This window comes from Streptomyces sp. NPDC016459 (genome assembly GCF_040632845.1).
GTDB lineage: Bacteria > Actinomycetota > Actinomycetes > Streptomycetales > Streptomycetaceae > Streptomyces.
Genome location: NZ_JBEYCR010000006.1, coordinates 408,907 through 423,389 on the forward strand (window position 1 = coordinate 408,907; position 14,483 = coordinate 423,389).

General features: G+C 72.1%; 12 protein-coding genes. 6 read left to right on the plus strand and 6 right to left on the minus strand.

Annotated elements, in window-relative coordinates; translation table 11 throughout:
- Positions 1-2 precede the first annotated feature (2 nt).
- Complete coding sequence (locus ABZ567_RS18510) at positions 3-881, minus strand: LysR substrate-binding domain-containing protein (protein ID WP_360790818.1); 879 nt, start codon at positions 879-881, stop codon at positions 3-5.
- A gap of 71 nt (positions 882-952) precedes the next feature.
- Here ABZ567_RS18510 and ABZ567_RS18515 point away from each other — a divergent pair, with 71 nt between their 5' ends.
- On the plus strand, positions 953-1,873 hold the full coding sequence (locus ABZ567_RS18515; protein WP_360790821.1) for a DMT family transporter: 921 nt from the start codon (positions 953-955) through the stop codon (positions 1,871-1,873).
- On the opposite strand, the gene ABZ567_RS18520 is transcribed toward ABZ567_RS18515, so the two are convergent.
- Complete coding sequence (locus ABZ567_RS18520; RefSeq protein WP_360790823.1) at positions 1,870-2,307, minus strand: nitroreductase family deazaflavin-dependent oxidoreductase; 438 nt, start codon at positions 2,305-2,307, stop codon at positions 1,870-1,872. The two genes, ABZ567_RS18515 and ABZ567_RS18520, sit on opposite strands and share 4 nt — an antisense overlap.
- Before the next feature lie 152 nt (positions 2,308-2,459).
- On the opposite strand from ABZ567_RS18520, the gene ABZ567_RS18525 reads away from it, so the two are divergent.
- The 3 genes from ABZ567_RS18525 to ABZ567_RS18535 all read left to right on the plus strand — a co-directional run bounded on the left by ABZ567_RS18525 (position 2,460) and on the right by ABZ567_RS18535 (position 4,945).
- Positions 2,460-3,251, plus strand: coding sequence for an alpha/beta hydrolase (locus ABZ567_RS18525; RefSeq protein WP_360790826.1), 792 nt, complete (start codon positions 2,460-2,462; stop codon positions 3,249-3,251).
- A gap of 85 nt (positions 3,252-3,336) precedes the next feature.
- Complete coding sequence (locus tag ABZ567_RS18530; RefSeq protein WP_360790829.1) at positions 3,337-4,338, plus strand: threonine/serine dehydratase; 1,002 nt, start codon at positions 3,337-3,339, stop codon at positions 4,336-4,338.
- Positions 4,339-4,411: 73 nt separating this feature from the next.
- Positions 4,412-4,945 (plus strand): GNAT family N-acetyltransferase, encoded by a 534-nt coding sequence (locus tag ABZ567_RS18535; RefSeq protein ID WP_360790832.1) that lies wholly within the window; start codon positions 4,412-4,414, stop codon positions 4,943-4,945.
- Positions 4,946-4,975: 30 nt separating this feature from the next.
- Here the strand turns inward: ABZ567_RS18535 and ABZ567_RS18540 are convergent, their stop codons facing one another.
- Positions 4,976-6,250, minus strand: a complete 1,275-nt coding sequence (locus ABZ567_RS18540; RefSeq protein ID WP_360790834.1) for a serine hydrolase domain-containing protein — start codon at positions 6,248-6,250, stop codon at positions 4,976-4,978.
- Positions 6,251-6,510: 260 nt separating this feature from the next.
- The gene (gene tpx, locus ABZ567_RS18545; protein ID WP_360790837.1) at positions 6,511-7,011 is read right to left on the minus strand and encodes a thiol peroxidase; all 501 of its coding nucleotides are present in this window, start codon (positions 7,009-7,011) and stop codon (positions 6,511-6,513) included.
- Between the two features lie 143 nt (positions 7,012-7,154).
- Between tpx and ABZ567_RS18550 the strand changes: the two genes are divergently transcribed.
- Positions 7,155-8,114 carry a helix-turn-helix domain-containing protein gene (locus tag ABZ567_RS18550; RefSeq protein WP_360790840.1) on the plus strand — a complete coding sequence of 320 codons (960 nt, stop codon included), beginning with the start codon at positions 7,155-7,157 and terminating at the stop codon, positions 8,112-8,114.
- Positions 8,115-8,222: 108 nt separating this feature from the next.
- Complete coding sequence (gene gap / locus ABZ567_RS18555) at positions 8,223-9,218, plus strand: type I glyceraldehyde-3-phosphate dehydrogenase (protein WP_360790843.1); 996 nt, start codon at positions 8,223-8,225, stop codon at positions 9,216-9,218.
- A gap of 93 nt (positions 9,219-9,311) precedes the next feature.
- Here gap and ABZ567_RS18560 read toward each other — a convergent pair whose 3' ends face one another.
- The gene (locus ABZ567_RS18560) at positions 9,312-12,389 is read right to left on the minus strand and encodes a glycoside hydrolase family 3 N-terminal domain-containing protein (RefSeq protein WP_360790846.1); all 3,078 of its coding nucleotides are present in this window, start codon (positions 12,387-12,389) and stop codon (positions 9,312-9,314) included.
- A 64-nt stretch (positions 12,390-12,453) separates the two neighbouring features.
- The gene (locus ABZ567_RS18565; RefSeq protein WP_360790849.1) at positions 12,454-14,406 is read right to left on the minus strand and encodes a lectin; all 1,953 of its coding nucleotides are present in this window, start codon (positions 14,404-14,406) and stop codon (positions 12,454-12,456) included.
- Positions 14,407-14,483 lie beyond the last annotated feature (77 nt).

Below are 14,483 nucleotides of genomic sequence, written 5' to 3' on the forward strand. Positions count from 1 at the left end.
GCTCACACCTGCCGGAGCGCCGTGAGGAGCCCCTGTACGGCGGGCAGGCTGAGCGAGGACTCCCGCACCGCCGCGTGGATCGCGCGGACCGGCTCCGGACCCCGGACCTTGCGGACGACCACGTTCGGGTGGCGGCTGCCCAGGCCCATCAGGGGGATCAGGCTGACACCGAGACCGGCCGCGACGAAGCCCTGCGCGGTGGCGTACTCCTCGCACTCCACCGCGATGGCCGGGGTGAACCCGGCCGCCGCGCATGCGTCCATGACCGCGTCGAGGCACGGGCCGGGGCGCTCGCTGCCGACCCAGGGTTCGGCGGCCAGCTCGGCCAGGTCCACGGCGGTGCGGCGGACGGCGAGCGGGTGGCCCTTGGGCAGCACGGCCCGGTAGGGGTCGTCGAGCAGATGGACGAGCCGGAGCCCGTCGCCCGGCGTGCCGGGGCCACCGCTCCGGGGACGTACGACCAGGGTGAGGTCCGCGTCCTCGTCGGGAGCGCCGTCGGCGATCCTCAACTCGACGCGTACGCGCGGGTGTTCGACGCGGAAACGGGCCAGGGCGGGCGCGACGAGATCCGCGCCGGCCGTCGCGAAGTAGCGGACCGAGATGTGGCCGGTACGGCCCGCCCGCAGATCGGCGAGCGCGGTCTCGGCCTCCGCGACCTGACGGGCGATGACGGCGGCGTGCTCGGTGAGCAGCCGCCCGGCGGCGGTCGGCCGCACGCCCCGGCCGAACCGTTCGAGCAGCGCGATACCGGCCTCCTTCTCCAGGACACCGATCTGCTGACTCACGGCGGAGGGCGTGTAACCCAGGTGCGCGGCGGCGGCGGTGACGGAACCACTGCTCACCACGGCCCGGAGCACCTGCAGACGTCTCACATCCAGCATGTAGCACAGCTTAACGCTGGATACACGAACCATCGCTTGTCCTGTTGGATGGGGTGAAGGACCGTGAGGACATGACATCGGCGATACGCATGGGCGTGCTGGCCCTGCTCTGGGGCTCGGGCTTCCTCTGGATCAAGATCTCCCTCAACGAGGGCCTCACCCCGGGATGGATCACCTTCGTCCGCTGCCTGCTCGGCGCGGCGGTGCTCCTCGCGCTCGCCTACGGGGCGGGACAGCGGCTGCCCCGGGACCGGGCCACCTGGGGGCGGCTCGTCGTCGCCGCCTTCTTCTGCAACGCGCTGCCGTTCCTGCTCTTCTCGATCGGCGAGCAGACCGTGGACAGCGGGGTCGCGGGCGTCCTCAACGCCACCACTCCACTCTGGTCACTCGTCATCGGCCTTGCCCTGCGCACCGAGGGCCCCCTGCGCGCCGCCCGGTCGGCCGGCCTCGTGCTCGGCTTCGCCGGCGTCCTGCTGATCTTCGCGCCCTGGAGCCACGGCTCCGGCTTGATGAGCTGGGGCGCCCTCGCGCTCCTCGGCGCCTCCGCCAGCTACGCCGTGGCCTTCGCGTACATGGCCCGCCACCTCACCGGTCGGCGCACCGCGCCTCTGGCGCTGTCCGCCGCGCAACTCCTCACGGCGACCGGCCTGAGCACGCCCGCCCTCGCGGTCGGCGGGTCGGCGACGGTGACCTGGGCGGGGATCCTCGCCGTCGTCGTCCTCGGGATCTTCGCCACCGGCCTCACGTTCCACCTGAACTACCGGATGATCGCCGACGAGGGCCCGACCGCCGCCGCCACGGTCGGCTACCTGCTGCCGGTGGTCTCCGTGACCCTCGGCGCGCTGGTCCTCGGCGAGCCGCTGACGGCACGGGTGGTGGCGGGCATGGCGGTCGTCCTGGTGGGGGTGGCCCTGACGAGGGCGGGGACAGGACCGGCCCGGAAGCCCCGAGCGGCGGACGCCTCCGGGCCGCCCTTGCCCGCTCGCTCCTAGTCGGTCCGCTCGACGACGAAGACGGGGATCTCCCGCTCGGTCTTGCGCTGGTAGTCCGCGTAGTCGGGGAACGCGGCGACGGCCCGCTCCCACCAGGCCCGGTGTTCCTCGCCCGTGACCAGACGGGCCTTCATATCCCACGCGCGCGTGCCGTCGCGGAGTTCCACGAGCGGCGAGGCGACGAGGTTGTGGTACCAGACAGGGTGCTTCACCGCCCCGCCGTTCGAGGCCACGAGCGCGTACGCGCCCTCGTGCTCGACCCGCATGAGCGGGGTCTTGCGCAGCTTGCCGCTCTTCGCTCCGACGGTCGTGACCAGGACGACGGGCAGGCCACGCATGGTCGTGCCCTGGGTGCCGCCGGACGATTCGTACAGCTCGACCTGTTCACGCACCCACGTCGAGGGGCTGGGCTCGTAGTCGCCTTCTAGGGGCATGGAGATCCTTCCGGGCGGGGGCACCGGCCGACTGCCGCGTCCCCTGAGACGTTATCGGACGTGTCGCCAGGGGGCGGGACCCCGGTTGTCAGTGCCGACTCCTAGGGTGGCCCCTGACAGAAACGAGTGGCGACACAGGGAGAGCAATCGGCATGCGGGAGTTGTTCCTCACGGATCACGAGGCGTACATCCGGTGGATCGACCTCCCCGGAGACGGGCCCGTGCGCGTGTTCGTCCACGGCCTCGGGTGCACGGGAGCGTCGGACTTCGCCCACATCGCCACGCACCCCGCCCTCGGCGGCGGCCGGGCGCTGCTCGTGGATCTCCTCGGCCACGGGCTGAGCGACCGGCCCACCGACTTCGACTACCGCATGGAGTCCCAGGCCGCGGCGCTGGCCGCCGTCCTGGACCACCTCGGACTCACGGGCGTGGACCTGGTCGGGCACTCCATGGGCGGCGCCGTGACGATCCATCTGGCAGCCGCGCGCCCGGACCTCGTGGCCCGGCTCGTGGTGGCCGAGCCCAACCTGTACGCGGGCGGCGGCGCGTTCAGCTCCCCGGTGGCCGCCCTGGACGAGGACACGTTCGTGGCGTCGGGGTTCGCCCGGATGCTGGCCGTGGCCCGCCGCGCCGACTACGCCGCCCGGCTGCGCCTCGCCGACCCGCGCGCCGTCCACCGCAGCGCGACCGCCCTCGTCGAGGGCAGCGTGCCCGCGCCGGGTGACCTCCTCGCCGCTCTCCCGTTGCCCCGGACCTTCCTGGTGGGCGAGTTCAGCCGGCCCGACCCCGACGCGGAGAAGGCGGCGGGATTCGGTGTCCCGGTGATCGAGGTCCCCGGCGCCGGTCACAACCTGATGCTGGACAACGCGGAGGGATTCGCCACGGCGCTCGCCCGCGCGCTGTCGGACACCCCGGCGCCGTCACCCGGCCAGGACGGCGGCTGACGGGGCCGGAGGCCGACCGTGCCCGTGGGACCACGGGTGCCGGCCGCCCTTCCCCGCGCCCCGCCACCCCCTCCAGGAGCTTCAGGTGCCCAGCCTCACGTACGCCGACATCACGACCGCCGCCGACCGGATCGCGGGCCACGTCCGCCCCGTCACGATCACCCGGCCCGAGCCCGGACAAGGCCCCGGCCCCGCCTCCGGTGCAGAGCCGTACACGCTCCACCTCGCCCTGGAACTCATGCAGCACACCGGCTCCTTCAAGGCCCGTGGCGCGCAGAACTTCCTCCTCTCGCACCGGGAGGAGGGCACGCTCCCCGCCGCCGGCGTCACCATCGCCTCCGGCGGCAACGCGGGCCTCGCCTGCGCCTGGGCCGCCCTCCGCCAGGGCGTCCCCGCCACGGTCTTCCTGCCGACCACCGCCCCCCGGGTGAAGGCCGACAAGCTCATCGGCCTGGGCGCCGACGTGCGGCTCGTCGGCACGGAGTACGCCGAAGCGCTCACCGCCTGCGAGGCGTTCGCGGCCGAGACCGGCGCCCTCGCCTCGCACGCCTACGACCATCCCCTGATCGCCGCCGGGGCCGGCACCCTGCTCGACGAGATCCACGAGCGGATCCCCGATCTCGACACCGTCGTCGTCTCGGTCGGCGGCGGCGGCCTCTTCGCCGGCGTCGCCACCGCCGCCCGGCACCACGGCATCCGGACCATCGCCGTCGAACCCGAGCAGTGCCGTGCGCTCGACGCCGCGCTCCGGGCCGGGCGCCCCGTCGACGTGACGGTCGACTCCGTGGCGGCCGACTCGCTCGGCGCCCGCCGTGTCTCCGCCACCGCCCTGGAGACCGCCCGACACGACGGTGTCCGCACCGTCCTCGTGCCCGACACGGAGATCGTCCGCGTCCGCCGGAAGCTGTGGGACGACCGCCGTCTCGCCGTGGAGCACGCCGCCGCCACCGCCCTGGCCGCCCTCACGGCCCCGGACCGCCCGGGCCCCACGGACCACGGCTACCGTCCCGCACCGGGGGAGAAGATCTGCGTCGTCCTCTGCGGGGCGAACACCGACCCCACGGACCTCACGCACCCCACCGCATAGGCGTCGGGAGCAGTCCGGTGCCCTGTGGGGGCCGGTGGCGCGGTGGGCTCGCGCCGTGCGTCAGGATGGGGTCATGACCGAAATTCGTACCCCCCGTCTCATCCTCCGACGCTGGAGCGACGACGACCTCGTCCCGCTGGCCGAGATCAACGCCGACCCCGAGGTCATGCGCTGGATCGGCGACGGTTCGGTCCGCGACCTGGAGCAGACCGCCGAGGACATCGAGCGGTACGAGGAGGAGTGGGACGAGGAGGGATTCGGACTCTTCGCCGTCGAGCTCATCGCGTCGGGCGAACTCATCGGCTTCGCCGGCCTATCCCTGCCCGAGTTCCTGCCGGAGGTCATGCCGGACGTGGAGATCGGCTGGCGCCTCGGCAGGCCGTTCTGGGGTCAGGGGTACGCCTCCGAGGCCGCCCACGCGGTCCTGGAGTTCGCCCTCCAGGACCGCGGGCTCGACCGGGTCGTCGCCATCACGCACATCAGCAACCAGGCCTCCGAGAACGTCATCGGCAAGCTCGGCATGACGGCCGAGCGCGAGACGAACCACCCGGCCTTCGACGTCCCCCTGCGCGTCTACGCGATCGACCTCACCGAATACGAGGCCTGAGCCCCCTGCGCGCCCCCGTCAGGGGTGCGCTCAGTGCCGCTCGGGCAGGTCCCGCTCCGCGGGCAGCGCCGTCAGGTCACCGGCCGAGGGAGAGGCGGCGACGCGCGAGGACGCCGCGGCCGCGGGCTTCTTGCCGCAGAACGCGGCCTCCAGCGTGCCACCGAGAGCCGTGTTCGCGGCACCGTGGTTCGAGGTGTTCGCCACGGCGGACAGGCTGCGGCGCCCGTCGCGGGTCGAGAACGCGTACGTGTAGAAGCCCTGAACCGTGCCCGTGTGCCCGTACACCTGCGCACCGCACGACAGGTCGTAGCGCCGCAGACCGAGCCCGTAGAAACGGGTGTGGGTGGCGTCGGTCGGCGTGACCGTCGTCATCGCCTCCATCATCGCCGGGGACAGCAGCCGGCCCCGCATCAGGGCGCTGGTGAACGTGTTCAGATCGGCGGGGCTGGAGATCACGGCCCCGGCGGACTGCGCCCAGGAGACGGTCTGCTCCGTGGAGTCCACGAGCGCGCCGCCGACCTCGTCGGGGTGCAGATAACCGCGTACGTGCGTGCCCTTGATCCTGGTGTCGGGGTGGACGTACGACGTCTTGCGCAGTTTCAGCGGCTTGAAGATGCGGCGCTCGTACGCGTCGGCCACGGGCCGTCCCGTGGCCTTCTCGATGAGCATGCCGACCACCACGAAGTTGGCGTTCGAGTACTTGTAGGACACGCCCGGCTCGGTGGTCCGCGGCTCGCTCAGGGAGAGGTCGACGAGTTCCTGGTAGCTGAACACCCGGTTCCGCACGGCTTCGAAGCCCGGCACGGTCCGGGCGAACATCGCGTTCGTGTAGTCGGCCAGCCCGCTGCGGTGCGTCAGCAGATGACGGACCGTGATGCGGTCGTCGGGCAGCAGACCCGGCAGATAGCTGTTGACCGGCGCGTCGAGCTCCAGCCTCCCCTCCTCCACCAGCTGCAGCAGCACGACCGTGGAGAACGTCTTGCTGACGCTGCCGATGCGGAAGCGCGCCTGGATGTCCATCGGCGCGCCCGAGACGCGGTCCTGGACGCCGACGGTCCGGCTGCGGACCCCGTCGGGCCCGGTGAACCGGGCCATCGCCCCCGGGGCACCGTTGTCCATCGCCGCGTCGAGGGCGGCGACGACGCCGGCCATGTCGGGCCCGGGAACGGCGGGAGTCTCGGCGGCGGTGGGGGAGACGGGGGCGCTGGGGGCGGCGAACGCGCTGGTGGCGGGGGCGACGCTCGCGGCGAGCGCGGCGATCAGGGTGGCGCTCACGGCCAGGCGTCGGTGTGACGACAGGGGCACGGTGATTCCTCGGCTTCTTCCGGATCGTTCGGCACGGCACACGGCTGTGGTGCGCCGCGGGGCAGGGGAGAACCGGCCGGGCCTGGCCCCCGGTACCCATGGATCATGAGTGCCAACGTCCGGAATCGGTTCCTGACACGGGGCGCGGGTTACGGAGCCCGCGCTTCCGACTCCTGCGGCCCGCGCGCGAGGAGCCCCTCCACCGGGCGGCGGAGGGGCTCCTCGTGGGGTCGCGACGGAGCCCGGCGGGGGCCCGTCGCCTACTTCAGGACGGCGAGAGCGGCGTCGTAGGTGGGCTCGTGGGAGATCTCGTTCACGAGCTCGGCGTGCAGCACCTTGTCGTTCTCGTCGAGGACGACGACGGCGCGGGCGGTGAGCCCGGCCAGAGGGCCGTCCGCGATCTCCACGCCGTAGTTGGTGTGGAACTCACGGCCGCGGAGCGTCGAGAGGTTCTTCACGTTCTCCAGACCCTCCGCACCGCAGAAGCGTGCCTGGGCGAAGGGCAGGTCGGCGGAGATGCAGAGCACCACCGTGTTCTCCACCTCGGCGGCCTTCTCGTTGAACGCCCGGACGGAGGACGCGCACGTCGGGGTGTCGACGCTCGGGAAGATGTTGAGGACCTTGCGCAGACCCGCGTAGTCCTTCAGCGACTTGTCCGCGAGGCCCTCGGCGACGAGTGCGAAGTCAGGAGCCTGGCTGCCCGGGGCGGGCAGGCTGCCGTTGACCTGTACCGGGTTGCCCTTCAGCGTGACCTGAGCCATGGGAAATCTCCTTCGGGCGGTGTAGATGACAACGGGGGGAATCGTACGGCGTGCGGACCGCCCACCCGACGCGAGCCCTTCGTAACGGAGATGACGAGTCGACCGCGACGAGGTGATCGGCCCCGCCGCGTACGCTCGACCCCGTGCCACCCGCCCCCCGCCTCCACCGCGTCGCCGTCCTCGTGCTCGAAGGGGCGAAGCCGCTCGACGTCGGCATCCCCGCGCAGGTCTTCACGACCCGCGCGAGCATGCCGTACGAGGTACGGGTGTGCGGCGCGGAGCCCGGACCGGTCACCGGCGGCGACGGACTCTCGTACGCCGTCGCGCACGGCCTCGACGCCCTCGCCTGGGCCGACATCGTCTTCGTCCCCGGCTACCGCTTCCCCGACCGCGAGGACCCGCCGCGGGCCGTCGTGGACGCCCTGATCGCGGCCCACGACCGGGGCGCGCGCCTCGCGGCGATCTCCACCGGCGCCTTCGCGCTGGCCGCGACAGGTCTGCTCGACGGCAAGCGCGCCACCACCCACTGGCACTACACCCAGGCCCTCGCGGCGAAACGCCCCCTCGTCCGGGTCGACGAGAACGTCCTCTTCGTCGACGAGGGCAGCGTGCTCACCTCGGCCGGCGCCGCCTCGGGCATCGACCTGTGCCTGCACATCCTGCGCGGTGACCTCGGCGTGGCCGCCGCGAACCACGCCGCCCGCCGCCTCGTCGCCGCCCCGTACCGCAGCGGCGGCCAGGCCCAGTACGTGCCGCGCAGCCTGCCCGAGCCGCTCGGCGAGCGGTTCGCCGCCACCCGCGAGTGGGCGCTGCACCGGCTCGGTGAGCCCCTCACCCTCGACACGCTGGCCCAGCACGCGGCCGTGTCGCCGCGCACGTTCTCCCGGCGCTTCGTCGAGGACACCGGATACACCCCCATGCAGTGGGTGATGCGGGCCCGCGTCGACCTCGCCCGCGAACTTCTCGAACGTTCGGAGCGGAGCGTCGAGCAGATCGCCGCCGATGCCGGGCTCGGCACCGGCGCGAACCTGCGCCTGCACTTCCAGCGCATTCTCGGCACCACACCCAGCGAGTACCGGCGGACCTTCACCAAGGGCGAATAGCGCTCCGCCCACCCGGTGGCGCGATCCTTGCGGACCGTGGCGATCCCGCCTCTGTCGAGACGGGATCCCACGAGCGAACCTGAGGGCGACGCAGAAGGGACACACCTCATGACTCGCATCGCCATCAATGGCTTCGGCCGCATCGGACGCAACGTGCTGCGCGCTCTCCTGGAGCGCGACACCGACCTCGAGGTCGTGGCCGTCAACGACCTGACGGAGCCGAAGGCCCTCGCCCGGCTGCTCGCCTTCGACTCGACCTCCGGTCGCCTCGGCCGCCCGGTGAGCGTCGAGGGCGACACCCTCGTCGTCGACGGCCGCCGCATCAAGGTCCTCGCCGAGCGCGAGCCGGCGCAGCTTCCGTGGGCCGAGCTCGGCGTCGAGATCGTCCTGGAGGCGACCGGCCGCTTCACGTCGGCCAAGGCCGCCCGTGCCCACATCGACGCCGGTGCCAAGCGCGTGCTCGTCAGCGCGCCCGCCGACGGTGCCGACGTCACCCTCGCGTACGGCGTCAACACCGACGCGTACGACCCGGACCTGCACACGATCGTCTCGAACGCCTCGTGCACGACGAACGCGCTCGCGCCCCTCGCCAAGGTCCTCGACGACCTGGCCGGCATCGAGCACGGCTTCATGACGACGGTCCACGCCTACACGCAGGAGCAGAACCTGCAGGACGGCCCGCACCGCGACCCGCGTCGCGCCCGCGCCGCCGGCGTCAACATCGTGCCGACCTCGACGGGTGCCGCCAAGGCGATCGGCCACGTGCTGCCGAACCTCGACGGCAAGCTGTCGGGCGACTCGATCCGCGTACCGGTCCCGGTCGGCTCGATCGTCGAGCTCAACACCACCGTCGCCCGCGACGTGACCCGCGAGGACGTCCTCGCGGCGTACCGCACGGCGGCCGAGGGCCCGCTCGCCGGGGTCCTGGAGTACTCGGAGGACGCGCTCGTCTCCTCCGACATCACGGGCAACCCGGCCTCGTCGATCTTCGACTCGGAACTCACCCGCGTCGAGGGCCGCCACATCAAGGTCGTCGCCTGGTACGACAACGAGTGGGGCTTCTCGAACCGCGTGATCGACTCGCTCCAGCTGCTGGCCGGCTGAACCGGCACAGCCTCCCCGACCGCCCCCACCGAACCACGGATTCGGTGGGGGCGGTCGCATGCGCGGCCGCCCCGGGGCCTGGTCCGGCGTCCGTCAGCCGGCTGCCCGGTATGCCTCCGTCAGCTTGCCGACCGCGCCCGTCAGGTCGCCCGTGAGCAGGAGGTGGTCCGCCTCGGCGAACGGCTTCGCCACGGCCTCGGAGAGGTCCTGGCCGATCTTCTTCTGCACGATCAGCCGCGCCACCGCGACGAGCTTGCGGCCCTCGGGCGAGGTGCCCCGTCCCGCCTTCTGCAGCGCCTTGGCGGCGACCCCGACCGCGCGCAGGGCGGGTTCCCCTCCGGACGGAGTCGGGGTGAGCGTCGTCAGCCCCCAGCCGTACGGGTACTGCGGGTCGTATCGGCCGTCACCCACGTTGAGCGGCAGCTGCGCCTCCGACCTCGGCCAGGTCACCGGAAGCTGTCCGGTGAACGGCCGCCTGCCGTAGAGGACGTCGGCGACACCGTCGCCCTCCGTGCCGGGCAGCCAGGAGGCGACGAGGGCGTCGACGGCCGGCAGCCGGTCGCCGATCAGCTGCGGCCGTCCGGACACGACGAGGACCGCGCACGGCATCGCCGCGCAGACCTTGTCGACGGCTGCCTTGTCGGCGGGGGTGAGTTCGAGGTCGTTGCCGTTGCCGACGTCGCCGAACCCCTCCGCGTACGGGGTCTCGCCGACCACCACCACACCGACGTCGTATCCCCCGGTCGGCGCGGAGGCGTCCTTCGACCAGGCGATGTCGGCGTCCGGCGCGGCCTCGCGCATCCCTTCGAGGATGGTGGTGCCGGTGGTCGTGCGACCGGAGGACCCCTGCCAGCTGATGGTCCAGCCGCCGGCCTGGTTGCCGAGGTCGTCGGCGTTCGATCCGGCCACGTACACCTTCTGGGACCGCTTCAGCGGCAGGACGGCGCCCTCGTTCTTCAGGAGCACCTGCGACTTCGCCACGGCCTCCCGCGCCACCGCGCGGTGCTCGGGCGATCCGATCGAAGGCAGATGCGTCGTGTCCGCGTACGGCTTCTCGAACAGGCCGAGTCGGAACTTCTGGGTGAGGATGCGCGCCACGGCGTCGTCGATCCGCGCGGGGGAGATCCGGTCGGCCTCGACCTCGGCGGTGAGGGTCCTCGTGAACTCCTGGTAGTTCGTCGGCACCATGATCATGTCGAGCCCGGCGTTGACCGAGGTCCGCACGTCGCTGGGGTAGTCGCCGGGGATCTGGTCGATGGCCTGCCAGTCACTGATGACGAAGCCCTCGAAGCCCATGCGGTCCTTGAGCACCCCGTTGATCATCTCGGCGTTCGCGTGCATCTTCACGGGCCCCTGGTCGTCACCGAGGACGTCCAGGGAGGAGTACGAGGGCATGACCGTGCCGGTGCCGCGCTTCACCGCCTCGGCGAACGGGGCGAGATGCACCGCTTCGAGCTCCGCCCGCGTGACCTCGGTGACGCCCTGGTCGATCGTGTACGAGCCGGTGGTCGAGGAGCCGAAGGTGGTGCCGCCGTCGCCGACGAAGTGCTTGGCGCTGGTGAGGACCTTGTCGTTCCGGTCGAGGTCCTTGCCGTTACGGGCGCCCTGCATGCCGTTGATGACCGTCTCCATGGCGGTCACCAGCGCCGGGTCCTCGCCGAAGGCCTCGTAGGAGCGGCCCCAGCGCTCGTCGCGGGTCACGCACACACAGGGGGCGAAGTCCCAGGGCACTCCGGTGGCCCGCACCTCCTTCGCGGTGACGGCGCCGGTCCTCGCAGCGGACTGAGGATCGCGGCCCGCGCCGATGCCGATGTTGTGCGGCATGATCGTCGCCCCGATGACGTTGTTGTGCCCGTGCACCGCGTCCACGCCGTAGATCAGGGGGATCTGGAACCGGGTGGCCCGCGCGCGCAGCTGGTACGCGTCGACCATCGCGGCCCAGGCCTTGGGCGTGTTGGGGGTCGGGACCGAGCCGCCGCCGGAGAGCAGGGACCCCAGCGCGTACCCCGCGATGTCGCCCGGTGCGCGCAGCGCGTTGCGCTCGGCCTGGGTCATCTGACCGGCCTTCTCCGCGAGGGACATCCGGGACAGCAGGTCCGCGACCCGCTTCCGTACCGGCAGCCTCGTGTCCAGGTACGGCAGACCATGGGCGTTGACCACGACCAGCGGGGTCTCCGCGGGCGCCTTCGCGCCCTCGACGGTCAGCCGCAGCGGAACGGTCTCGGCGGACTCGGCGGCGCCGTCCTCGAGCGTGGGCACGGTGATCGACCGGGTCGTACCGGAGGGCGTCCCGGCCGGGAACACGACGCTGCCCGTGACGGGCCGGTAGTCCTTCCCCGGCTCGGCGCTGCCGCCGCCCTCGGTCTCGTACGTGACGGTGACGGGCTCACCGACCGGCCCGGAGCCGGTGGTGGCCACCGAGACGTCGACCCGGGCGCTGCCGCCCTCGTCGACGGGGTGCACGACGGACTTCGTGACCACCTTGGTGGTGAGGGCCGGCTCCGCCGTGCCGTACAGCTCGACGCCGTCGAGGGCGAACGCCCCCGGCCCGCCGGTCGGCAGCGTGACGGCGTACCCCCACATCCGGTCGAGCCCGAGGACCTGGTCGATACCGCCGACGGGCTGGTAGTCGGTCCGGTAGGTGAACTCGGAGAACGGGATCTCGACGAGGTGCCAGCCCTCCCAGTCGTCGGTGAACGATGTCGTCCACAGCTCCGAGGCCTCGCCGTTCGCTCCGCCGTCCTTGATCTCCAGGGCGATCCGCCTGCCCGAACCCGGGGGGAGCGGCGCGGTGTTCTGGCCGTACCACCACAACCGGATGCCCTTGTACGCGGTCCAGTCGTGGGCCGGCCTGTCGAAGGCGAAGTCATGGGTGAAGCCGCCCCAGCCGCTGATGTCGTAGCGGCCTTCGAGGACCTTGTCGCCCTCGGGCGCGTCGGCGCGCTCCCTCAGTTCGAGCTTGGGGTGCGACTCGGCGGCGTTGCCCCAGGTGAAGAGGCCTTCCGCGGGTGGCGGAGCGAACGGGACCTCACCCTCGAACCGGTCGACGGCTCGCGGCGCGGGCTCCTGGGCGGCGGCACTCGGCAGGGCGCCGGAGAGCAGACCGGTGAGTACGGCGGTCGCGGCGACCACGGCCGCGCTCACCGTCCTCCGGGGACGTGCGGATGGCATGCGGGCTCCTTGGACAGGCGGAGGCCTGGGGGTGGGGGCGGAGAGGGGCGTCGAGGGCGGGCGATCAGGCCGGGTTGTGCGTCCACTTCTGGTTGGCCCCGCCGGTGCAGGTCCAGATCTGCGCCCGGGTCCCGTCGGCGGAGGAGTTGCCGGTGATGTCCAGGCACTTGTTCGCACCCGTGTTGACCACGTCGTGCGTGGAGGCGTTGTAGGTCCAGCGTTGCGCGGCGGTGCCGTTGCAGTTGTACAACTGGACCTGGGCGCCGTCGGCCGTCGAACCGCCGGTGACGTCGAGGCACTTGCCGAGCGCCCGTACGCTGCCGTCGGCGGCGAGCGTCCAGCGCTGTGCCGCGGTGCCGTTGCAGCCGTACAGCTGGACGGGGGTGCCGTCGGCGGTGGCGCCGCCGGCGACATCGAGGCACTTCCCGGCCAGTCCGGTCAGCGGCCCCGCTCCGGTCCCGCCGCCGGGCGTTCCCGCCCAGGTGAAGGTCGCGGTGGTGCGGGCGGGCAGGGTGTACGTGAAGGACTGGGCACCCCAGTCGACCCGGACGGACCGGGCGGAGGTGCCGCCGTTGTGGGCGATCAGGGCCTTGGAGCCGTCGGGGTTGCGCCAGGCCACGTTCTGGACCGTGCTGTCGGCGGTGGAGGCGATGCGGTACGCCCCGGGCCTGACGAACTTGGTCAGGTGACCCGTCGTGTAGTACTCGACCGTGTAGTCGACCTGTCCGGCGCGGGCGCCGCCCTCCTGGACGGTGATGAGCCCGGTGCAGGTGCCGCAGCCGCCGTTGTGCGGCCCCATGTCCTGGTTCAGCGCGAGGCTCCACTTGACCAGGCTGCCGCTCCAGTTCCGGGCGTAGCCGACGATGTCGGTCAGGTCCTCGTTGTGCTGGTTCCCGATCCAGGTGCCGCCCGAGTGCTCGGTGCTGAACTGCTTGACGGCCGGGTACTGCTGGTGGACCTGGGTGCCCACGGCCGGGTCGCCGAAGTAGCCGTGCCAGGCGATGCCGCCGAACAGGGGGTCGTCGCGTACTCCCGCGTCGCCGAGGATCCCGGCGCCGAAGCCGGCGTAGTCGCCGTAGTTCCAGTCGTGGACGACGACCTTGGTGGTGAGGCCGGCGGCCCGGAAGGCCGGGTAGACGTGGTTCTTGGTGAACTCGACGAGCCCGGCCGGGTTCCAGCTCATGCCCGGGTAGTTCATGGCGGTGGGGTTGCCGGCCTGGCAGCAGTTCGGCTCGTTCTGCACGGAGACGTAGTCGACCTTCACCCCGGCGGCCTGGTAGCTCTGCACGTACCTGACCAGGTACTGGGCGTAGAGCGGGTAGTACTCCGCCTTGAGCCAGCCCATCTGGTCCATCCGGCCGTTGTCCTTCATCCATCCGGGGGCGCTCCACGGCACGCCTTTGACCCTGAGCGCCGGGTTGAGCTGCTTGGCCTGGGCGGTCAGCAGACGGACGTTCGTGTCGTAGCCGTTGGCCCCGAAGTCGTTCAGGTCGCAGCAGGTGTCGTCGAGGGAGACGTTCCCGGGCCGGGAGAGGTCCGAGGCGCCGATGGGGTTGCGGACGAAGGACAGGCCGATGCCCTCGGTGGGGGAGAAGAGCCTGCGCATCACCTCGTCGCGGGTGGCGGCGCTGACTGCCCCTCCGCGCAGCAGATGGGCGGTCGTGTCGGTGATCGACGCGCCACCGCCCTCGAACTGCTGGTAGGTGGTGTTCTCGTCGACGGTGATCGTGTGGTTCGCGCTGCCGCCGGCCGGGCCGAACGCGAGGGGTGTCTGCGGGGCGAGACCGCGGGTGACGGTACGGCCGCCGGAGTCCGAGGTGGTGGTGAGCCAGACGTCGACCCGCTCTCCGGCTGCCTGCGCGGTGCCGGGCCCCGTCAGGACCAGGCTGCCGGCGACGAGGGCGCCGACCGTGAGCGCGGTGAGGGGCCGGGGACGGCGGGGCCGGGTGTGACGGGTGGTTTCTCCTCGGCGCTCGCATCCCCTTCGGCCGGGGAACGGGAACCCACGCCTGAGCATGTTATGCACCTGACAAGCCTTTCGCCGTTTCGCGCCAGAACGAATCGCAGCAGCAAGCCTTTTATCAAGTCCTGAAG